Source organism: Roseicyclus persicicus (assembly GCF_012395815.1).
Classification (GTDB): domain Bacteria; phylum Pseudomonadota; class Alphaproteobacteria; order Rhodobacterales; family Rhodobacteraceae; genus Roseicyclus; species Roseicyclus persicicus.
In genome coordinates this window covers 347,328-366,566 of sequence record NZ_JAAZQQ010000003.1, presented here as the reverse complement: position 1 = coordinate 366,566, position 19,239 = coordinate 347,328, and the positions used below count along the sequence as shown (strand labels likewise).

Here is a 19,239-nt window from a genome sequence, read left to right as displayed (position 1 = left end):
GCGCATCACGCTGCGGGAGGGCAGGACATGGAAGGCTTCGGGCTGATCGGAAGCGTCATCATCGGCGCGCTGGCCGGATGGATCGCGGAAAAGATGATGGGCGCGCGGCACGGGCTCCTGCTGAACATCGTGCTCGGCATCGTCGGCGCGCTGGTCGGCAATTTCCTGGCGCAGGCGCTGCTGCAGACCACCTTTCCGGGGATCGTCGGGCAGCTGGCCACGGGCGCCGTGGGCGCCTGCCTGCTGATCGCGCTGGGGCGCGGCCTCAGGCGATAGGCCCCGCCCACCCTTTGGGGCGGACGGGGCACAGGCCTGGTCTCAGGATTTCAGGGCGCAGGTATTGATCCCGAGCAGGCTGTAGAGCGGGCAGACGCCCACGAGGCCGGTCAGCAGCGGCACGAGGCCGACCCAGCCCCAGGCCGTCTGCGGGCCGATGAACACGAGCGAGATGAGGACGAGACCGGCGATGATGCGCAGCGCGCGGTCGAGAGTGCCTTCGTTGCGGGACATGGGACCGTCTCCTTTTGGCTGTCCGATGGGGAACACCCTACAGCCCGCGCCCGAGTCGCCACGGTGACCTTGTCACCGCGTATCTGCGGCAATCCGTTCCAGCCCCGTGCGGTCGGCGATGCGCACGCCGCCCTTTTCCTGCACCGCGACGCCGGCGCGGGCGAACTCGGCCAGCCGCCGGGTGACCACCGCCCGCCCCGAGGCCGTCTCGGCCGCCAGCGCCGCGTGGGTCGCCGCCACGAAGCCCGCGTCATCGGCCAGCCGCAGCAGCACCCGCGCCAGCCGCGCGTCGAAGCCGGTCAGCGCCACCTCCTCGACCAGCCGCTGGTACTCGGCGAACCGCTGGGCCACCCCCTCGAACACCTTGCCGCGGAACGCATCGTCCGTGGCCAGCCGGGCGCGGAACTCGCCCGCGGGGATCATCTCGCCCGCCACGTCCTCCTCCACCACGCCCTCGGCGCTGTAGTGCTCCCCCTCGACAAGGCAGGTGAAGGTCTGCAGGCAGACCGTGCCGGCCGAGACGCGGTAGAGCACCACCTCGCGCCCGTTCGCGGCGGTCAGGCTGACGCGGATCGTGCCGCGGTCGAGCACCAGGAACCCCGGGCAGGCCGATCCGGGCTGGAACAGCACGTCGCCCGCGCGGGCGGCGAAGCGGCGGATCATGGCGGCCCTCCGGTCGTGAACCCGGTCAACTTCCCAAGCGCCGCCGCCCCGGTCAACCGGGATTGACGCCCGCCCCGTTCCGGCGCAGGGATCGCCCATGACCGACGCCCCGAAACCCCGCCGCCCGCAGCACGTCTACACCCTCGTCGTCGAGGTCGGCCGCAAGGCCGGCGACGGGCTGCCGGACAAGGCGACCGGCGCAGCGCTGCTGTGCTACGCCTCGGGCGTCGACGAGGCCGAGGCGGTGCGCGAGACCGTGGCGATCCTCAAGCAGGCCGACCTTGCGCCGCTCGACGTGACCGGCCACGGCACCCGCGCCGAGCGCGAGGCCGCCGGCGAGGAGATCGACCCCGAGGAGGCCGCGCTGATGGACCGCGCGGCGGCCGAGAACGCCGTGATCGTCGCCCAGATGACGCCCTTCTACGACTGACGGACTCTAGCCCGCCGCCCGCCGCCCCCGGGCCGAGGCCGCCACCAGCGCCTGCGCGGCGGCACGGTCCAGCACCGGCAGGCAGGGCTGGCGGTCGGCGTCGGACAGGTTGCGCGGCGGGCCGGCATCCTCGGCGGCGACCACATCGGACAACAGTGCCGTCTCAACCCCGCAGCGGTCGATGGTCACGCAGGCGGGATCGTCGAGCATCAGGTGATGGACCACGCGCACCGGCGCGTTGCGGTCGGGGTGGGCCCCCGGGCTGCCGGTCAGGTCGCCGGCGCGGACCAGCACCTTCTCATGCCCGAACAGGTACTCGACCGCCGGGCCGCTGCGCAGGATCCGGGTCTCGGGGGTGACGCAGATGTCCTGCGCCAGCCCGAAATAGGGCGCCCGCAGGCGCACCGGGGCAAGCCGCCCAAGGCAGAGCCGCGGACGCCGCGCCACCCAGCGCAGCGGCAGCCGCTCGCCGGTGACCGTCCTGAGCACCATGCCGGGCTCCAGCGCCTCGACGGGCCGCATCCCCTGCGACGTGGGCAGCATCGCGCCGGTGGCCAGCGCGGGCAGATCGGTCGGCGCGAGGCCGAACTCGGCCACCGCGGCCACATGGCAGACCGACAGGAACCCCGCCTCGCGCGGCAACGCCTCGTCCAGCCGCGCCGCGCGCGCCAGCCCGGCCCGCAGCCGGTGGCGCAAGGGGCGGTCGTGGTTGATGAAATCCGCGATGTCGCCGCGCCCGCGCGCGCAGGCCCGGTAGCGCAGCGTCACCGTCTCGCCGGGCCGGGCGGTGCCCGGGGGGGTGACAAGGTCGATCTCGCCATGCACCAGCCTCAGCGCCCCGTCCGGCAGCGCATAGAGCCCGATCGCCCGCGACGCCTCGGCCGCGCCCTGCCACAGCCGCAGCGGCACGCGCCTTGGCAGGGGCGGCAGGGTAAACTCGAGGCACAGGGTCAGCTCGGGGCGCGGCAGGGCATCGACGGGGCGCAGGGGGGCGACCAGCACCCCGGCGCGCCAGATGGCGCACCACCGGCCCTCGACCGCGGCGTCGGCTGCGCCCTGCGCCGCCCAGCTCACGGGGTCGCCTCCGCCGTGACGCGGCCGATATGCCGAAGCGCGCTTGTCCCGCTCGGTCCCATGATCCTGTCCTGCCCGGATGCGGCCTGCGCCGCGGCCTGCCTCGGCCTTTGTTGTCCTTGAGGAAACAATATCAGCCTCCCGCCGCAGGCATAGCACGGCCACGGCCCCGCGGGCCGGGCCGCCCCCCATTGTGCCTTCCCGGTCACAGCGCTACCCAAGGCCCCACCGCCGCAGGAGCCGCCCCGATGCCCACCGATCCCGCCCGCCTCACCGCCGATCTCGTCCGCTGCGCCTCGGTCACGCCCGAGGAAGGCGGCGCGCTGCAGCTGCTGCAGGCGATGCTGGAGACCGCGGGCTTCGCCTGCACCCGGGTCGACCGCAACGGCACCCCCAACCTCTTCGGCCGCTGGGGCGCGAGGGGCGCGGCGAAAAGCTTCGGCTTCAACGGGCACACCGACGTGGTGCCGGTGGGCGACGCGGCCGCCTGGACCCACCCGCCCTTCTCGGCCCACGCGGAGGACGGCTGGCTCTACGGCCGGGGCGCGACCGACATGAAATCTGGTGTCGCGGCCTTCGTCGCCGCCGCCATCGACCACGTGACCGACACGCCGCCCGACGGTGCGATCCTGATCGCCATAACCGGCGACGAGGAAGGGCCCGGACAGGACGGCACCATCGCCATCCTCGACTGGATGGCGACCGCGGGCGAGCGGATGGACCTCTGCATCGTCGGCGAGCCGACCAGCGTGGAGACCATCGGCGACATGGTCAAGATCGGCCGCCGCGGCTCGATGACCGCCCGCTTCGAGGTGATCGGCAAGCAGGGCCATTCCGCCTATCTGCACAAGGCGCTGAACCCGATGCCGGCGGTCGCGCTGCTGGCGCACCGCCTGTCGACCCACGTGCTGGACGAGGGCACCGACCACTTCGACCCCTCGACCCTGTCGGTGACCACCATCGACACCGGCAACCCGGCGTCGAACGTCATCCCCGCCCGCACCCGGATGACCGTGAACCTGCGCTTCAACGACCTGCACACCGGCGCGTCGCTGACCGACTGGCTCCGCGCCGAGGCCGACCGCGTCGCCGCCGAGACCGGCACCCGGATCGAGATGACGGCGCAGGTGTCGGGCGAGGCCTTCCTGACGCCGCCCGGCGCCCTCAGCGACCTCGTCACCCGCGCGATCGGGCAGGAGACGAACCAGTCCCCCGTCCTCTCCACCACCGGCGGCACCTCGGACGCGCGCTTCGTCAAGGACCACTGCCCGGTGGTCGAATTCGGCCTCGTCGGCCACCGCATGCACGAGGTGGACGAGCGCGTCTGGCTGCAGGACATCCACGACCTGAAGCGCATCTATGCCCGGATGCTGCGCGCCTATTTCGACCAGGACGGTTAACCCCGCATCAAGGTTAACGCGCGCCCTCCCCATCTTTGCTTTCCAAATACTCCCGCCGGAGGCTCCCGCAGCCGCAACCGGCGCACCGCCCGCCAATTCCCGCATGACGCCCCCGGCGGGCCATGCTACGCCAGCCGCATGGCCCAGCTCCCCACCAAAGACCAGATCCTCGCCTGGATCGCCGAGCACCCCCACGCGACCGCCAAGCGCGACATCGCCAAGGCCTTCGGCATCAAGGGCGCCGCCCGGATAGACCTCAAGCGCCTCCTCAAGGAGCTGGAGGAGGAGGGCCACCTCGAGAAACGCCACCGCACCTACCGCGACCCCGACCGCCTGCCGCCCGTCTCGGTCCTGCAGGTCCTGCCCGCCGACAGCCTCGGCGACCTCTTCGCCCGCCCGCTCGAATGGCAGGGCGAGGGGCCGGAGCCGAAGATCCTCCTGTCGCTCCGCGCCACCGACCCCGCCGTGGGCGAGGGCGACCGCATCCTCGCACGGATGCAGGAGGTCGAGGGCGAGGATCACCACTACGTCGCCCGCCTGATCCGCCGCATCGGCACCAACCCGCAGAAGGTCATGGGCATCTTCCGCAAGGGCGCCGAGGGCGGCCGCATCGTCCCCATCGCCAAGGGCGCCGACCGCGACTGGACGGTGCGCCCCGGCGACACCCACGGCGCGAAGGACGGCGAACTGGTCGAGGCCGAACAGATCGGCCCCAAGGGCCGCATGGGCCTGCCGCGGGCGCGCGTCATCACCCGCCTCGGCGACCCCGGCGCGCCGCGCGCCGTCAGCCTCATCGCCATCGCCGAGCACGGCATCCCCGACGCCTTCCCCGACGCCGCCATCGCCGAGGCCGACGCCGCGAAACCCGCCGGCCTGACGGGGCGCGAGGACCTGCGCGACCACCCGCTCGTCACCATCGACCCCGCCGACGCCCGCGACCGCGACGACGCCGTCCTCGCCCACCCCGACGACGACCCCAGGAACCCCGGCGGCCACGTCATCTGGGTCGCCATCGCCGATGTCGCCCATTACGTGCACCCCGGCTCCGCCCTCGACCGCGAGGCGCGCAAGCGCGGCAATTCCACCTATTTCCCCGACCGCGTGGTGCCGATGCTGCCCGACCGGCTGTCGGGCGACCTGTGCTCGCTCCACGAGGGCGTGCCGCGCGCCTGCCTCGCCGTGCGCATGGTGATCGACGCCGACGGCAACAAGCGGTCGCACCGCTTCGTCCGCGGCCTCATGCGCTCCGTCGCCTCGCTGGCCTACGAAGAGGTGCAGGCCGCCCAGGACGGGCAGCCGAACGACAAGACCAAACCGCTGGTCGCCGATGTCATCGCGCCGCTGTTCGCCGCCTACGAGGCGCTGAAATCCGCCCGCACGCGCCGCCAGCCCCTCGACCTCGACCTGCCCGAGCGGCGGATCGAGCTGTCCGAGGAGGGCGAGGTGCTGTCGGTCGGCTTCAAGGACCGGCTCGAGGCCCACCGGCTGATCGAGGATTTCATGGTGCTGGCGAACGTCGCCGCCGCCGAGGAACTGATCGCCCGCCGCACCCCGCTCCTGTTCCGTGTCCACGAGGAACCGAGCCCCGAGAAGCTCGACTCGCTCCGCGAAACGGCCGCCGCCTCGGGCTTTACCCTCGCCAAGGGGCAGGTCCTGCACACGAGCCAGCTGAACCGCCTGCTCGCCCAGGCCGAGGGGACCGAGTTCGACGAGCTGATCAACATGACCACGCTGCGGTCGATGCAGCAGGCCTACTACTTCCCGCAGAACTTCGGCCATTTCGGCCTCGCGCTCAGGGCCTACGCCCATTTCACCTCGCCGATCCGCCGCTATTCCGACCTCGTCGTCCACCGGGCGCTGATCTCGGCCCACGGCTGGGGCCGCGACGGCCTCTCCCCCGACGAGATCGACCGGCTGGAGGAAACCGCGAAACACATCTCCGACACCGAGCGCCGGTCGATGGCCGCCGAACGCGACACCGCCGACCGCTACCTCGCCGCCTACCTGTCCGACCGCGTGGGCAGCACCTTCACCGGCCGCATCTCGGGCATCGCCCGCTTCGGCGCCTTCGTGAAGCTCGACGAGACCGGCGCCGACGGCCTCCTGCCGATGCGCGCCATCGGCGCCGAGTATTTCCACTTCGACGCCGACAGCCAGACGCTGATGGGCTCCGAAAGCGGCCTGACCATCGGCATCGGCGACAAGGTGACGGTCAAGCTGGCCGAGGCGATGCCGGTCACCGGCGGCCTCGTCCTCGACCTGGTCGAGGTCGAGGGGCGGCAGTCGCCCGTTCGCCGCGGGCGCGGCAAGCCGGGCGGCGCGATGCGGCGCAAGGCCGGCCAGGCGGCGGCCAGGCGTGCCAGCCTGCGCAAGAAAGCGCCGGCGCGGCGGGGCGGGCGGTAACGGAGTTTCAAGACTTCGCTGCGCAGGCTATGTCTTGGGCAGGCGGATTGATCAGCCAGACTGCCCAATCGCGCCTTTTCCGCTATACTGTTTTGCAATCGAGCACAGCCGGACAGCCAGACACCAAGATGCGCCGCGCCCTGACCGTTTTCCTTGCCGGGTTCCTCGCCTTTGCGCTGCCCGCGCTGGCCTTGCCGCCCGCCACCTCGCTCCGGCCCGAGATGCGGCCGGGTGCTGCGCCGGTGCGCAGCGCGCCCGCCGTCGTGCCCGCCGCCGTCACGGTCTCCAGCCAGGCAACGCCGCTGGCCGTCACCCGCTCGCTCCGACCGCTCCTGCGCGGCGCGGAGCGGCCCGTCGCCACGGCCGCGGCCGTGGCGGCCCCGGTTCAGGCCCCGGTCACCGATGCCGGGTTCGCGACCTGGCTCGACGGCTTCCGCGCCCGCGCCCGCACGCAGGGCATAAGCGACGCCACCCTGACCCGGGCCTTTTCCGGCGTGCAGGTCCAGGCCCGCGTCCTCGAGCGCGACCGCAACCAGGCCGAGTTCTCCCGCGCGCTGTGGGACTATCTCGACAGCGCCGTCTCGGCCACGCGGGTCGCCAACGGCCGCGATGCGCTGGCCCGGCACCGCGACGCGCTCGCCCGGATCGAACGCCGCTACGGTGTCGAGGCCGAGGTGGTGGTCGCCGTCTGGGGCCTCGAATCGGCCTACGGGGCGATGCGCGGGGACACCGACATCATCGCCGCCATGGCGACGCTGGCCTACGACGGGCGCCGGCGGGACTTCTTCGAGGAACAGCTGATCGCCGCCCTCCGCATCCTGCAGGCGGGCGACGTCGCGCCGCGGCAGATGACCGGCTCCTGGGCGGGCGCCATGGGCCACACCCAGTTCATGCCCACCTCCTACCTGCAGCTCGCCGTCGATTTCGACGGCGACGGGCGGCGTGACATCTGGTCGGACGATCCCATCGACGCGCTTGCCTCGACCGCCAACTACCTCCGCCACCACGGCTGGACCACCGGCCAGCCCTGGGGGATGGAGGTGCGCCTGCCCGAGGGCTTCGACTACGGCCTGACCGGCGAGCGGGTGAAGCGGAGCGCCGCCTTCTGGAACGACCGCGGCGTGCGGCTGGCCGACGGCGGCCGCATCCCCGACCATGGCGAGGCGTCGATCCTGCTGCCGGCCGGTCACAGCGGGGTCGCGCTGGTGATCTTCGACAATTTCCACGTGATCGAGCGCTACAACCCCGCCGACGCCTATGTCATCGCGGTGGGCCACCTGTCCGACCGCATCGCCGGCGGCGACCCGTTCCGGGCCAGCTGGCCGCGCGAGGACCGCGCGCTGAGCTTCGCCGAGAGGCAGGAGTTGCAGCGCCGGCTGGTGCAGGCGGGGTTCCACCGTCACAACGTCGACGGGATCGTCGGCCCCGAGACCATCGACTCGGTCCGCCGCTTCCAGGCCTCGATCGGCTGGGTGCCCGACGGCTACGCCTCGCTCCGCGTCCTGCAACGCCTGCGCGGCTCGTAGGGCGGGCACGGCCCGCCACCACCGCCGCGACGATGGACCCGACGACCGGTCAACGCGCCTCCGCGACACCGCGGAGACGCCCGGACCCTCAGTCGCGCAGGAGCTCGTTGATCGAGGTCTTGGACCGGGTCTTCTCGTCCACGCGCTTCACGATGACGGCGCAATACAGGTTGATCCCGTTCTTCGACGGCATCGACCCCGCGACCACGACCGACCCCGCCGGCACCTCGCCGTACATCACCGCGCCGGTCTCCCGGTCCACGATCTTGGTCGACTGGCCGATGAAGACGCCCATGCCCAGCACCGAGCCCTCGCGGACGATGACACCCTCCACGACCTCGGACCGCGCGCCGATGAAGCAGTTGTCCTCGATGATCGTCGGCCCCGCCTGCATCGGCTCCAGCACGCCGCCGATGCCCACGCCGCCCGACAGGTGCACGTTCTTGCCGATCTGCGCGCAGGAGCCCACCGTCGCCCAGGTGTCCACCATCGTGCCCTCGTCGACATAGGCGCCGAGGTTCACGAAGGACGGCATCAGCACCACGCCCTTGGCGATATGCGCCGAGCGCCGGACCACGCAGTTCGGCACCGCGCGGAACCCCGCGGCCTTCCACTGCGCCTCGCCCCAATGGGCGAACTTCGAATCCACCTTGTCCCACCAGGTGCCGCCCTGCGGCCCGCCGGTCTGCACGCCCATGTCCTGGATGCGGAAGCCCAGCAGCACCGCCTTCTTGGCCCACTGGTTGACGTGCCAGCGCCCGTCCGCCTGCCGCTCGGCCACGCGCAGCTGCCCCTGGTCGAGCGCGTGCAGCGTCGCCTCGATGGCGTCGCGGGCCTCGCCCTTGGTGTGCGGGGTGATGGTGTCGCGCGCCTCCCAGGCGGCTTCGATGGCGGTCTCGAGATGAGTGATCGACATGGGTTCCCCTCCGGCGTCCTGCGGTTCCGGGCGGTCATAGCCGGCGCGCCCCCCGCTGGCAATCCGGCCCCGGCCTTCGCGCCGAACCGGCGGCGGCGGACTCACTGCAGGGTCAGCGGCGCGCGCCCGATGACCGTGTAGAGGCCGCCACCCGCGCTGACGACGTAGCGCAGTTCCCAATCGCCGGGCGCGGCGGGCGCGGTGATGGTGGCCGAGCCCGAGGCCGGGATGCCGACATAGCCGCCGGAATAGTCCTGGTCGCCGGCGGCCGCAGGCGCGATGTAGAGGTAATCGCCGGGCGTCCGGGGCGTGCCGTCGAGCGCGACGGTCAGGACACTGCCCGCCGGCGCCGTCATCGGCTGCAGCGTGGCGGTCGGGCGGGCCGCGGGATCGGCCGGGGCCACGGTGACCGGCACCGCGAGCAGGATCGCGCTGTCGCTGCCGCGGATGTAGCGCAGCTCGTAGGCGCCGGGCTCGGGCGGGGCGGGGAAGCGGGCGGGGCTCCCGGACGAGACGTAGGACCAGGCACCGGCCACCCAGGCCGACCCGGCCGATCCGGGGCTGGCGATGCCGACCCAGTCCTGCGCCCCGAGCGGACCGGTGAAGGACAGCTCGACCGGCTGCCCGGCGACGGGATCGGCCGCGAGGGTCACGCTGACCTCGGCTGGAACGGCGGCCGGGGCGGGGGCGGCAACCGGGGCCGCCGCGGCCTGAGCCTGGGCCGCGCAGGTCGCCGCCGCGCCGTCGATGGCGGCCCGCGAGCCGCGCAGGCCGAAACTCGCCTCGGCGGTCGCGCCCGAGACGGTCCATGTCAGCGTCAGCCGCGACCCGGCGCGCAGCGGGTCGAGCGCGGCGGAGGGGATCGCCATCGTCCCGTCGCCCTCGGCCACGGTCGGAAAGACCTGTCCGTCGATCCCCAGCACCACCGCGCCGACGCCCGCCGCTTCGGGCACGATCAGCCGCCACGCATCGGCGATGCAGGCGAGCCGCGCGCCCGCGACGGGCACGCCCGCGGACGCAGCCGGAAGCGCGACCACCCCGCCGCCGGTTTCCGTCCAGGTCTGGGCAGAGAGCGCGGGGGCGATCAGGCAGGCGAGAAGGGCGGGGACGAGGCGTGTGCAACGCATGGGAATTCCCTCGGCACAAGGACAGGCACGGGTATCCGGTGTCGTCGCGCATAGCGCCGGGCGCCGCCCCGGTCGCGAAGGTCCGCGACAGGGGCATGTCGCAAGCGACGTGATTGGACATCGCGCGGCATTCCTGTCACCAAGCCCGGGACCAAAGCAGGAAGCCCTCCGCCATGAAGGACGAACGCAAACCGTTCCGCGACGCGCATCAGGACACCGAATTCGCACGCCACCTGCCCGACACGCCGCAGGCGCGCTCCCCGGCCTATCGCCTCGCCTTCGCCGACCCCGAGTTTCTCCTGCGCGACGAGCTGCGCCCGGTGCGCCTGCAGCTGGAGCTCCTGAAGCCCACGCTGGAGCTCGACGCCCGCGGCATCCGCTCCACCGTCGTCCTGTTCGGCGGCGCGCGCATCCCCAGCCCCGAGGCGAAGGACAAGGCCCGCAGCCCCGCGCTGGCCGGGATGAGCCGCTACTACGACGAGGCCCGCCGCTTCGCCCGCGCCATCACCGAGCGCTCGGTCGCCACCAACTGCACCGAGAACGTCATCGTCACCGGCGGCGGCCCGGGCGTGATGGAGGCCGGCAACCGCGGCGCCGCCGAGGCGGGCGGCTGTTCCATCGGCCTCAACATCGTGCTGCCCCACGAGCAGGTGCCGAACGGCTACGTCACGCCCGAGCTCTGCTTCAACTTCCACTACTTCGGCATCCGCAAGATGCATTTCCTGTTGCGCGCCAAGGCCATCGCCGTGTTCCCCGGCGGCTTCGGCACGCTGGACGAGCTGTTCGAGAGCATCACGCTGATCCAGACCGGCCGCATGGAGCAGGTGCCCCTCCTGCTGTTCGGCGAGGAGTTCTGGCGCCGCATCGTGAACTGGGAGGCGCTGGCCGAGGCCGGCACCATCGCCCGCGAGGACCTTGACCTGTTCCGCTTCGTCGAGACGGCCGAGGACGCGCTCGCCGTGATCGACGGCTGGACCTACACGGGCAAGCGCGGCGACATCCCCGGGCGCTAGTCCGGCAACGCGTATTCCACGATCTCGGACGGCAGGAGCGGGCTGAAGTTGTCGTCAGACACCAGCGCCGCCACCAGCGTCCCGTCCGCCGTGCGCCACAGGCTGACGCCCTCGAGGTTGCCGTGCCGCCCCGGCGTGGTCTCGAACATCAGCGTGCCGGGCCCGAGCCGGTCGTCGACCATCTCGAACCGCGTCAGCCGCGCCGCAAAGCCGCCCAGGAGCGAAAAGCGCCGCTCGAGCAGGTAAAGCCGCCCGCGGTCGTCGAAATCCAGGCCCACCGGCCGGAACCCGCCGCTGCGGGGCAGGGCCCCGATCTCCTGCCACCGCCGCGTCGCCCGCCGGTAGAGCGGCACCGGCCCGTCGCCCGGCGGATCCTCGGCCAGCGTGTAGAGCCGCCCGCGATCGTCGGCGGCCAGTGCCTCGTAGGCGCCGTTGCCCGGCAGCGCGCCGGACCCCGCCGGCGGCGCCGCGCGCCAGGTCTCGCGCCCGTCCGGCCCGTGCACGGCCACCCGCATGTCGCCCTCGAAGGACAACGCCAGCCGCCCGTCCGGCAGCCGCGCCAGCCCCTCGGAATCCATCGCCCCCCGCGCCGGCGGGCGCAGGCCCTCGGCGTCGGTCAGCAGCGCCCCGGCGCCCACCGCCACAGCGGCGATGCGCCCGTCGTCGCGGGTCAGCTGCACCGGGAACAGGCGCCCGCGGTCGGACAGGATCACCGCCGCGGCGCCATCGGCGTCCATCTCGATGGCCGAGAACCCGCCCAGCCACTCCAGCCCGGCCGCGTCAAGACGGATCGCCCCGAGGAACCGGGCCCCGGGGTCGGCCCCGAGCGGCGGCGCGGCCAGCACCGCGACCAGCAGGAAGGGAAACAGCCGTCTCACAACGGGCTGAGCAGCCCCACGCATTGCCGCGGCAGGTCGGCCAGCGTCAGCGGCCCCCGCGGCGGCGGCGGCACGTAGTCCGGGTCGGGCGGCGGGGGGTTGAGGATCGCCGCGGCGGCGGCCCGCGCCTCGTCGCAGCCGTCGCCGGGCGGCACCGGGTCCTGCGCCTCGCAGTCGGGCGAGCCCGCCGGGCAGCTGAGCCGGACGTGGAAATGGTAGTGGTGCCCCGCCGCGGGCCGGATCGCGCGCAGCCAGGACCGGTCGCCGGTGGCGTTGTCGCACATCCAGACCTTGGCGCCGGCAAAGACGAAGATCCGCTCCACCCGCGGGTCGGAGGCGGCGAGGCGCATCACCTCCATGTGCTCGGCCGTCCAGTTCTCCCCCACCCGCGCGCCGCCCGCCGAGCGGGTGGAGATCGACGACAGGCTCTCGCGCTCGGCCTCGCTCAGGTTGAGGCGGCCCGGCGGCAGCATCCAGATGTCGACATCGAGGCCCGACTGGTGGCTGGCGTGCCCCGTCAGCATCGGCCCGCCGCGCGGCTGCTGCATGTCGCCCACGTAAAGCCCCGTCCACGAGGTCTCGGCCGCGACACGCCGCGACAGGTCCTGCACGTAGTCGACCAGCTCCGGGTGCCCCCAGTTGCGGTTGCGGCTGAGCCGCATCGCCTGCCACGTCGGCCCGGTCTCGGGCAGTTCCTGCGCGCCCGCGAGGCAGCCGCGGGAATAGAAGCCGATGGCCTCGGCCGTGCCCGTGGACGGCCCCGCCTCGGCCCCGAACAGGAGCCGCGCCTCCTGCCCCGAGATGGTGGCGTCGAGGGGCGGCAGGCCACGGTCGCCGCCGCCGCCGCCACCCGAGGGGGTGCAGGCCGCCAGGAGGCTCAGGGCGGCAAGGCGCAGGCCGGTGCCCAGTCTGGACCGCAGGGTCATGGCCGCCCCTCCCCTTCGGCCCGGACCCACAGGAGCAGAACCAGCCCGATCGTGAACAACCCGATCAGCGGCAGCATCCCGAGCCGGGCGCTTTCCGTCACCCAGGTCGTCAGCCCGATCAGCGCGGGCCCGAGGAAGGCCGTGGCCTTGCCCGACAGGGCGTAGAGCCCGAAGGCCTCGGTCGGCCGCGCCGGCGGCGCATGGCGGCACATCATCGTGCGCGACGCCGACTGCAGCACGCCGCCCGCGCCCCCGATGATGGCGCCGCAGACGTAGAAGGCGATGTCCGGCAGCGACGAGCCGGGCGCCAGCGCGATCCCCCACAGGGTCTCGCGGGTCATGCCCAGCACCAGCGCGCAGACCGCGATCAGGGTCACGATCGAGCCGATGATCACCGGCTTCGGCCCCACCGCGCTGTCGACCTTGCCGCCGATCCAGGTGGCGATGGCCGAGGTCACTGCGCCGACGATGCCGAAGATGCCGACCTGCGTGATCGACCAGTTCAGCACCAGCACCGCGTAGGTGCCGCCGAAGCCGTAAAGCGCGTTCAGCGCATCGCGGTAGAACATCGACGATCCGAGATAGGCGAACAGGCTGGGCCGCCGCGGCAGGCTTTTCACCGTGGCCCAGAGATCGCCCAGCGCACCGCCGAAGCTCGGGTGCGTCGGCCGCCGCCGCGGCTCGCGCACCCAGAGGAAGAAGGGGATCATGAACACGACGTACCAGACCGCCGTGAACGGCCCGACAAAGCGCGTGCCCTCCCGCGCCTCGGGGTCGAGGCCCAGCGCCGGCTCCAGCCCGACGAAGGTGCGCCCGCTCTCGCCCTCGGCAAAGAAGATCAGCATCAGGAACAGGGCCAGTACGCCGCCCGCGTAGCCCCAGGCAAAGCCGGTGCCCGACAGCCGCCCGATGGCGCCGTCGTCGCCCAGCTCGGGCAGCATGGAATTGGTGAAGATCGTGGTGAACTCGGCCCCGATCAGGCCGATGCCGAAGGCGATCAGCGCGCCGACGAGGAAGGATCCGTCGGGCACCATCCACCACAGCGAAAAGGCGCCGACGACGTAGAAGGCCGAGAACAGCACGATCCACGGCATCCGCCGCCCGGTGTTGTCGGCGAAGGCGCCCAGGATCGGCGCACACAGCGCGATCAGGATGCCCGAAACGGTCTGGCCCAGCGACCACAGGCTCTGGGCCTGCGCGTCGGCGACCTGCTCGGTCAGGCCCTGGGCCATGAAGGTCTCGGTCGCCACGGCGGCGAAATACGGGCCGAAGACGAAGGTCAGGCACAGGGTGAAATAGGGCTGGCTCGCCCAGTCGAAGGCCCACCAGCCCCAGATGCGGCGGCGCGCCGCGTGGGGGGACAGCAGGGACGGGTCGGGGCTGGTCACGCTCATGGCGCGCACCATCCGCCATCGGCCCCCGATTTGTCTACCGGCTTGATGCCCCGTCCTGCATCGGCGGCCACGGGCGCTCCGCGTCGGCGTTGGCCCAGGCGTGTACCCACCCGGGCAGCGCCGGCGAGGGGTCGGGATGGTCCATCGCGCGCGCCACCGCCTCGACCGGGGCAAGGCGGCCCTTCTCGGTCACGCCGGTGCGCAGCAGCGCGTGGTTGCAGCAGGTCTCGCCGCGCCACATCGCCTGCTCGATGTAGAAGAACCGCGCGTCCCAGCCCACCAGCCGCGTCCGCATCTCGAAACGCTGGAACCCCGTGATCCGCGCCCGGTAACGCACCGAGGAGCCGGCCACGACCAGCCCCCAGCGCTCGCGCTGCAGCACGTCCCACAGCCCCACCCGGATCGCCATGGCAAAGCGCCCGAGGTCGAACAGCGTCAGGATGCGGCCGTTGTTCATCTCGAGGAACCCGTCGAGATCGTTCGGCAGGCAGCGCATCGGCAGCACATGGGTGTCGAACAACCCCAGCCGCGGCTTGCGGCGTTCGGAGAGGGTGACGGCGGCGAAGCGGAGGAACGGGTACATTCGCCGGCAGGAAGCGCGCCCCGCGCCGCAGGTCAAGCCCGCCGTCGCGTCACACCCGGCCCCGACCGTCTGCCCCCCAGCATCAACCCTTCATCAAGGTTAACGCGCCGCCCCCCCTCATCTTTGCTTGAGAAAATACTCCGGGGTCCGGGGCAGAGCCCCGGGGGCCAGCCACCGCAGACCGCCCCCTCAGCGGAGACCCCCGCTTGCACCTGCCCCCCCGCCCGACTATCTCGCAGAAACACGCCACAAGGGATGCCCGCGCCGATGACCTCGCTCTTCCAGATCCTGATGCTGCTGATCGACGTGGCGTTCTTCATCATCCTCGCCCACATCATCATGAGCTGGCTGATCAACTTCGGCGTCCTGAACCTGCGCCAGCCGATCGTCGCGCAGCTGTGGGACGGTCTGAACCGGATGGTGGAGCCCATCTACGGCCCGATCCGCCGTCGGCTACCGGCGATGGGGGGGCTCGACCTGGCGCCGCTGGTCGTGATCCTCGGCCTCTACGCGCTGGAAATCGTCCTGCGCAACAACGTCGCCGCCTTCCTCTGACAGCGGCCTGACCGCGTCGCCCCGCGCGATCCGCCCGGGCAGCAGCACCTCGGCGCACCAGCCGCCGTGCCCGCGCAGCGCCGAATAGCCGCCGGGGCCTAGCGCGGCCTCCATCCGCGAACAGGGCGCGCAGGGGCCGGTCACGCGCAACACCGCAGACCCGACCGCCAGCCGCCGCCCGCGCAGCGCCGACAGGTTCAGCCCCGCCACCACGAGGTTGCGCCGCAGCACCCCGGGCGCCACCGGCCCGCGCCCGAGGAAGGCGCCGATGACGACCAGGTGTTCCGCCTGCAGCAGCGTCACCGCCCGCGGCCCGGGCCTTGCGTGGTCGCCGGACAGACCCGCCGCCGTCACCTCCACGGCTTCCACCGCCACAGGCACGGCCAACCGCGCGGGGCGCAGCCCGATCCAGTCGAGCCGCCCGTCCTGCGCCTGCCGCGCGATCAGGTCCGCCATCCGCTCCATGCGCCCGACCCTGCCACGACGCGGACTCGACTCCCACCCCCTCCTGCCCTAGAAATGAGAACATATAGTGAACATGCCGAGCTGCCCGCGCCCATGTCCGCCCCCGACCCCCGCCCCGCCCGGCCCGTGACCCGGCGCATCCTGTCGCTGTGGTTCCCGCGGCTGGCGGCCGAACGCCTGCTGCGCGCCGAGCCCGCGCTGGCCGAGGTGCCGCTCGCCGTCGTGACCGAGACCGGCAACCTGCGCCAGCTCGCCTCGCTCACCGCCGCCGCCAGCGCGCGGGGCCTGTCGCGTGGGCAGGCGCTGACCGAGGCGATCACGCTCTGCCCCGACCTCGTCACCCGCCCCGCCGACCCCGACCGCGAGGCGCAGACCCTGTCGGCGCTGCGCCGCTGGGCCGGCAAGTTCAGCCCCTGGGTCGCCGAGGAAGGGCCGGAGGCGCTGCTGATCGACCTCACCGGCTGCGCGCATCTCTTCGGCGGCGAGGCGGCGCTCTTCGCGCAGGTGCAGCAGGATTGCGCCGATCTCGGCCTGACCGTGCGCGCCGGCATCGCCGACACCGCGGGGGCGGCCTGGGCGCTCGCGCGCTACGCCGGCGGCGGCGGGATAGCCCGCGGCCCGACCGGCGACGCCATCGACCAGGAGGCCCGCGCCACCCGCTCCCGCGCCGGCAAGCGCCACTGGGTCAAGGGCGGCCCCGCGCCCGAACCCGCCGCCGCGCCGGGGGCCGTCGCCCGCATCGCGCCGCCGGGCGGCGTGCGGCAGTCGCTGGCCCCGCTGCCTATCGCCGCGCTGCGCGTGACGCCCGACACCGCCGCGGGGCTCGCAAGGCTGGGCCTCCGCCGCATCGGCGATCTCTGGGGCATGCCCCGGGCCGGCCTCGCGCGGCGCTTCGGGCAGGACCTCGTGCGCCGGCTGGACCAGGCACTCGGCGTCGAACCCGAGCCGATCTCGCCCGCCGGCGCGCCGCTGCACTTCGCCGTCCGCCTCAGCCTGCCGGAGCCCATCGGCCTGCAGGACGACATCCTCGCCGGGCTCGACCGCCTGCTGCCCGTGCTCTGCGACAAGCTCCGCGCCCGCGGGCGCGGGGCGCGGAGGCTTCGGCTGGAACTGACCCGCGCCGAGGGCGGCACCGAGCGCATCGAGATCGGCCTCGCCCGCCCCGCCGACCGCCCCGACAGCCTGCGCCCCCTGTTCGAGCTGAAGCTCGGCGGCCTCGACGCGGGCTTCGGCATCGACACGCTGCGCCTCGTCGCGCCCCTGACCGAGCCGCTGCACGCCACCGAGCACAAGGGCGGCTGGGCGGTGGCCGCCGAGGCCCGCGCCGACCGCAGCGCGGCGCAGGCGCTGGACGACCTGGTCGCCAGGATCGGCACGCGCACCGGGCTGGAGCGGATAACCCGCGAACATCCCGCCGACAGCCACATCCCCGAAAAGACCTCGGCCACCCAGGCCGCCGCCTGGACCGCGCCCGCCACCGGCTGGCCCGCCCCCACGCGGCCCCGCCCCCTGACCCTGTTCCGCCCCGAGCCGGTCGGCGCCCCCGACATGCCCGACGTGCCAGCCCGGTTCCGCTGGCGCGGGCGCGACTTCGAGACCCGCGCCGCCCAGGGCCCCGAGCGCCTGGCGCCGGAATGGTGGCTCGACGACCCGAACTGGCGCTCGGGCGTGCGCGACTACTGGCGCGTGGTCACCACCGGGGGCCAGCGGCTGTGGCTGTTCTACGCCCATGGCGGGGCGGTCTCGGGCGGCTGGTTCGCGCAGGGCGATTTCGGCTGAGCCCGGGCATCGTTCCCCGGCCGCCGACAAAGCCAGGACATGCACCCGGACTGTTGCGCGAAGCCTTTATAAATACGTGATTTTTCCCCTATCCGGGGCGCCGGCGCCTCGGCTATTCTGGCGCGGTTCGTCCCGGTGCGACCAGGGATTCGGCGGCGACAGGATGTCGTCCGCGCACCGGGGCCCAGCATGGCACGGGGTGACGACATGGCGATCGGTCTTCTGTCCCTCCTGGTCGTCGGGCTTGGCCTGACGCTGCTGCTCGACGGCCTTGCCGGCGACGACGATGCCCCCGCGCCCGACCCCGCCCCCGCGGCCATCCCGCCCGGGGCCGAGGCCCCCGACATGATCGCCGCCGCGATGGAGACCGCACCGGCCGGGGGCGCCGACCCGTCCGGCGACGCCGCGATCGCGTTTGGCCCTGACGATGACGGGGCCGACCCGGAGCCGGAGCCGGAGCCGGCCGGCACTCCCGACAGCGCCGTCACCGTCTACTCGGCGATGGGCGGGGCCGACGACCCCGCCGTCGTCACCGGCTTCGACACCGGCACCGACACCCTGACGCTGGAAATCCCCGGCGGTGACGAAACCGACGCCGACGCCCCGCCCCATGCGGTGACGACCCGGCTGGGGCCGGAGGGCGTGGAGGTTCTGATCGACGGCGACGTCTACGTGCGCCTGCCCGGGCTTCACAGCACCGAGGGCCTCGTGATCGGCCTGCGGACCGCGGCCTGACCCGCCGTCAGACCGCCGCCTTGCGCATCTCGTCGAGGTAGATCTCGCGCAGCCGCGCCGTCACCGGGCCCGGCGCGCCGGCGCCGATGGCCTGCCCGTCGATCTCCACCACCGGCATGACGAAGGCCGAGGCCGAGGTGATGAAGGCCTCGTCCGCCGCCTTGGCTTCGTCGACGGTGAAGGGCCGTTCCTCCACCGTCATCTGCGCCTCGCGGGCAAAGCGCAGCACCGCGGCCCGCGTGATCCCGTGCAGGATCTCGGTGCCGAGGTGCCGGGTGACGATGGTCTTGCCCTTCACGATGTAGGCGTTGTTCGAGGTGCCCTCGGTCACCGCGCCGTCCTCGACCATCCAGGCGTCGTCGCAGCCGGCGGCCTTGGCCATCATCTTGCCCATGGAGGGATACAGCAGCTGCACCGTCTTGATGTCGCGGCGGCCCCAGCGCTGGTCCTCGATGGAAATGACCTTCATGCCCGTCTTGGCCATCGGGCTGTCGGCGAGGCCCGGCTTGGCCTGCGTGAACAGGACGATGGTGGGCGTCGCGTCCTTGGGGAAGGCGAAGTCGCGGTCGGCCGCGCCGCGGGTGATCTGGAGGTAGACCAGCCCCTCTTCGATGCCGTTGCGGGCCACCAGCTGGCGGTGGATCTCCAGCAGCTCCTCCTCGGTCACCGGGTTCGCCATCTGCAGCTCGTCCAGCGACCGCTTGAGGCGCTTGGCGTGGCCCGCGAAGTCGATCAGCTTGCCGCCCAGCACGCTCGTCACCTCGTAGACGCCGTCGGCGAACAGGAAACCGCGGTCGAAGACCGAGACCTTGGCCTCTTCCTCGGGAAGATACTCGCCGTTGACATAGACGGTGCGGGACAT

General features: G+C 72.9%; 20 protein-coding genes. 9 read left to right on the top strand and 11 right to left on the bottom strand.

Annotation, left to right across the window (positions count from 1 at the left end; genetic code table 11):
* Positions 1-27 precede the first annotated feature (27 nt).
* Positions 28-276, top strand: a complete 249-nt coding sequence (locus tag HCU73_RS11605) for a GlsB/YeaQ/YmgE family stress response membrane protein (protein WP_168623618.1) — start codon at positions 28-30, stop codon at positions 274-276.
* A gap of 42 nt (positions 277-318) precedes the next feature.
* Here HCU73_RS11605 and HCU73_RS11600 read toward each other — a convergent pair whose 3' ends face one another.
* Both HCU73_RS11600 and HCU73_RS11595 read right to left on the bottom strand, forming a co-directional pair.
* Positions 319-510, bottom strand: coding sequence for a YgaP family membrane protein (locus tag HCU73_RS11600; RefSeq protein WP_168623617.1), 192 nt, complete (start codon positions 508-510; stop codon positions 319-321).
* A 72-nt stretch (positions 511-582) separates the two neighbouring features.
* The gene (locus HCU73_RS11595) at positions 583-1,173 is read right to left on the bottom strand and encodes a Crp/Fnr family transcriptional regulator (protein ID WP_168623616.1); all 591 of its coding nucleotides are present in this window, start codon (positions 1,171-1,173) and stop codon (positions 583-585) included.
* Positions 1,174-1,270: 97 nt separating this feature from the next.
* Here HCU73_RS11595 and HCU73_RS11590 point away from each other — a divergent pair, with 97 nt between their 5' ends.
* Positions 1,271-1,603 (top strand): hypothetical protein, encoded by a 333-nt coding sequence (locus HCU73_RS11590; protein WP_168623615.1) that lies wholly within the window; start codon positions 1,271-1,273, stop codon positions 1,601-1,603.
* Between the two features lie 6 nt (positions 1,604-1,609).
* Here HCU73_RS11590 and HCU73_RS18845 read toward each other — a convergent pair whose 3' ends face one another.
* On the bottom strand, positions 1,610-2,677 hold the full coding sequence (locus HCU73_RS18845; RefSeq protein ID WP_168623614.1) for a Hint domain-containing protein: 1,068 nt from the start codon (positions 2,675-2,677) through the stop codon (positions 1,610-1,612).
* 248 nt (positions 2,678-2,925) lie between these two features.
* Between HCU73_RS18845 and dapE the strand changes: the two genes are divergently transcribed.
* From dapE to HCU73_RS11570, 3 genes are all read left to right on the top strand, one after another.
* Positions 2,926-4,077 carry a succinyl-diaminopimelate desuccinylase gene (dapE, locus tag HCU73_RS11580; protein ID WP_168623613.1) on the top strand — a complete coding sequence of 384 codons (1,152 nt, stop codon included), beginning with the start codon at positions 2,926-2,928 and terminating at the stop codon, positions 4,075-4,077.
* Positions 4,078-4,215: 138 nt separating this feature from the next.
* The gene (rnr, locus tag HCU73_RS11575) at positions 4,216-6,480 is read left to right on the top strand and encodes a ribonuclease R (protein ID WP_168623612.1); all 2,265 of its coding nucleotides are present in this window, start codon (positions 4,216-4,218) and stop codon (positions 6,478-6,480) included.
* 128 nt (positions 6,481-6,608) lie between these two features.
* A complete protein-coding gene (locus HCU73_RS11570) occupies positions 6,609-8,006 on the top strand; it encodes a lytic murein transglycosylase (protein ID WP_168623611.1) in 1,398 nt (465 codons plus the stop codon).
* 88 nt (positions 8,007-8,094) lie between these two features.
* Here HCU73_RS11570 and dapD read toward each other — a convergent pair whose 3' ends face one another.
* Positions 8,095-8,922, bottom strand: a complete 828-nt coding sequence (gene dapD, locus HCU73_RS11565) for a 2,3,4,5-tetrahydropyridine-2,6-dicarboxylate N-succinyltransferase (protein WP_168623610.1) — start codon at positions 8,920-8,922, stop codon at positions 8,095-8,097.
* Between the two features lie 101 nt (positions 8,923-9,023).
* Positions 9,024-10,049: a hypothetical protein gene (locus HCU73_RS11560; protein ID WP_168623609.1), complete on the bottom strand. Its 1,026-nt coding sequence runs from the start codon at positions 10,047-10,049 to the stop codon at positions 9,024-9,026.
* A gap of 173 nt (positions 10,050-10,222) precedes the next feature.
* Between HCU73_RS11560 and HCU73_RS11555 the strand changes: the two genes are divergently transcribed.
* Entirely contained in the window at positions 10,223-11,062 is an 840-nt protein-coding gene (locus HCU73_RS11555; protein ID WP_168623608.1) for an LOG family protein, read from the top strand.
* Here HCU73_RS11555 and HCU73_RS11550 read toward each other — a convergent pair.
* The 4 genes from HCU73_RS11550 to HCU73_RS11535 are packed head-to-tail and all read right to left on the bottom strand — an operon-like array spanning position 11,059 to position 14,843.
* Positions 11,059-11,940 carry an esterase-like activity of phytase family protein gene (locus tag HCU73_RS11550; RefSeq protein WP_168623607.1) on the bottom strand — a complete coding sequence of 294 codons (882 nt, stop codon included), beginning with the start codon at positions 11,938-11,940 and terminating at the stop codon, positions 11,059-11,061. The two genes, HCU73_RS11555 and HCU73_RS11550, sit on opposite strands and share 4 nt — an antisense overlap.
* Entirely contained in the window at positions 11,937-12,866 is a 930-nt protein-coding gene (gene mepA, locus HCU73_RS11545; RefSeq protein WP_168623606.1) for a penicillin-insensitive murein endopeptidase, read from the bottom strand. The genes HCU73_RS11550 and mepA overlap by 4 nt, the downstream gene beginning before the upstream one ends.
* On the bottom strand, positions 12,863-14,260 hold the full coding sequence (locus HCU73_RS11540) for an MFS transporter (protein WP_210730603.1): 1,398 nt from the start codon (positions 14,258-14,260) through the stop codon (positions 12,863-12,865). Before HCU73_RS11540 ends, mepA begins: the two co-directional genes overlap by 4 nt.
* 34 nt (positions 14,261-14,294) lie before the next feature.
* Positions 14,295-14,843, bottom strand: a complete 549-nt coding sequence (locus HCU73_RS11535; protein ID WP_168623605.1) for an acyl-CoA thioesterase — start codon at positions 14,841-14,843, stop codon at positions 14,295-14,297.
* 267 nt (positions 14,844-15,110) lie between these two features.
* Between HCU73_RS11535 and HCU73_RS11530 the strand changes: the two genes are divergently transcribed.
* Positions 15,111-15,398 carry a YggT family protein gene (locus HCU73_RS11530; protein ID WP_168623604.1) on the top strand — a complete coding sequence of 96 codons (288 nt, stop codon included), beginning with the start codon at positions 15,111-15,113 and terminating at the stop codon, positions 15,396-15,398.
* Here HCU73_RS11530 and HCU73_RS11525 read toward each other — a convergent pair.
* Positions 15,297-15,863 (bottom strand): MOSC domain-containing protein, encoded by a 567-nt coding sequence (locus tag HCU73_RS11525; RefSeq protein WP_168623603.1) that lies wholly within the window; start codon positions 15,861-15,863, stop codon positions 15,297-15,299. The two genes, HCU73_RS11530 and HCU73_RS11525, sit on opposite strands and share 102 nt — an antisense overlap.
* Positions 15,864-15,956: 93 nt before the next feature.
* Between HCU73_RS11525 and HCU73_RS11520 the strand changes: the two genes are divergently transcribed.
* Both HCU73_RS11520 and HCU73_RS11515 read left to right on the top strand, forming a co-directional pair.
* On the top strand, positions 15,957-17,642 hold the full coding sequence (locus tag HCU73_RS11520) for a DUF6504 family protein (RefSeq protein WP_168623602.1): 1,686 nt from the start codon (positions 15,957-15,959) through the stop codon (positions 17,640-17,642).
* A gap of 207 nt (positions 17,643-17,849) precedes the next feature.
* The gene (locus tag HCU73_RS11515) at positions 17,850-18,377 is read left to right on the top strand and encodes a hypothetical protein (protein WP_168623601.1); all 528 of its coding nucleotides are present in this window, start codon (positions 17,850-17,852) and stop codon (positions 18,375-18,377) included.
* 7 nt (positions 18,378-18,384) lie between these two features.
* On the opposite strand, the gene HCU73_RS11510 is transcribed toward HCU73_RS11515, so the two are convergent.
* On the bottom strand, positions 18,385-19,239 hold the full coding sequence (locus tag HCU73_RS11510; protein WP_168623600.1) for a D-amino-acid transaminase: 855 nt from the start codon (positions 19,237-19,239) through the stop codon (positions 18,385-18,387).

Excerpts from the sequence above, each read along its gene's own strand:
- HCU73_RS11510 (WP_168623600.1), bottom strand. The coding sequence starts at position 19,239 with ATGTCCCGCACCGTCTATGTCAACGGCGAGTATCTTCCCGAGGAAGAG.
- HCU73_RS11535 (WP_168623605.1), bottom strand. The coding sequence starts at position 14,843 with ATGTACCCGTTCCTCCGCTTCGCCGCCGTCACCCTCTCCGAACGCCGC.
- HCU73_RS11540 (WP_210730603.1), bottom strand. The coding sequence starts at position 14,260 with ATGAGCGTGACCAGCCCCGACCCGTCCCTGCTGTCCCCCCACGCGGCG.
- dapD (WP_168623610.1), bottom strand. The coding sequence starts at position 8,922 with ATGTCGATCACTCATCTCGAGACCGCCATCGAAGCCGCCTGGGAGGCG.
- dapE (WP_168623613.1), top strand. The coding sequence starts at position 2,926 with ATGCCCACCGATCCCGCCCGCCTCACCGCCGATCTCGTCCGCTGCGCC.
- HCU73_RS11605 (WP_168623618.1), top strand. The coding sequence starts at position 28 with ATGGAAGGCTTCGGGCTGATCGGAAGCGTCATCATCGGCGCGCTGGCC.
- HCU73_RS11555 (WP_168623608.1), top strand. The coding sequence starts at position 10,223 with ATGAAGGACGAACGCAAACCGTTCCGCGACGCGCATCAGGACACCGAA.
- HCU73_RS11595 (WP_168623616.1), bottom strand. The coding sequence starts at position 1,173 with ATGATCCGCCGCTTCGCCGCCCGCGCGGGCGACGTGCTGTTCCAGCCC.
- HCU73_RS11530 (WP_168623604.1), top strand. The coding sequence starts at position 15,111 with ATGACCTCGCTCTTCCAGATCCTGATGCTGCTGATCGACGTGGCGTTC.
- HCU73_RS11590 (WP_168623615.1), top strand. The coding sequence starts at position 1,271 with ATGACCGACGCCCCGAAACCCCGCCGCCCGCAGCACGTCTACACCCTC.
- HCU73_RS11525 (WP_168623603.1), bottom strand. The coding sequence starts at position 15,863 with ATGGAGCGGATGGCGGACCTGATCGCGCGGCAGGCGCAGGACGGGCGG.
- HCU73_RS11600 (WP_168623617.1), bottom strand. The coding sequence starts at position 510 with ATGTCCCGCAACGAAGGCACTCTCGACCGCGCGCTGCGCATCATCGCC.
- HCU73_RS11520 (WP_168623602.1), top strand. The coding sequence starts at position 15,957 with ATGTCCGCCCCCGACCCCCGCCCCGCCCGGCCCGTGACCCGGCGCATC.
- mepA (WP_168623606.1), bottom strand. The coding sequence starts at position 12,866 with ATGACCCTGCGGTCCAGACTGGGCACCGGCCTGCGCCTTGCCGCCCTG.
- HCU73_RS11560 (WP_168623609.1), bottom strand. The coding sequence starts at position 10,049 with ATGCGTTGCACACGCCTCGTCCCCGCCCTTCTCGCCTGCCTGATCGCC.
- HCU73_RS11570 (WP_168623611.1), top strand. The coding sequence starts at position 6,609 with ATGCGCCGCGCCCTGACCGTTTTCCTTGCCGGGTTCCTCGCCTTTGCG.
- rnr (WP_168623612.1), top strand. The coding sequence starts at position 4,216 with ATGGCCCAGCTCCCCACCAAAGACCAGATCCTCGCCTGGATCGCCGAG.
- HCU73_RS11515 (WP_168623601.1), top strand. The coding sequence starts at position 17,850 with ATGGCGATCGGTCTTCTGTCCCTCCTGGTCGTCGGGCTTGGCCTGACG.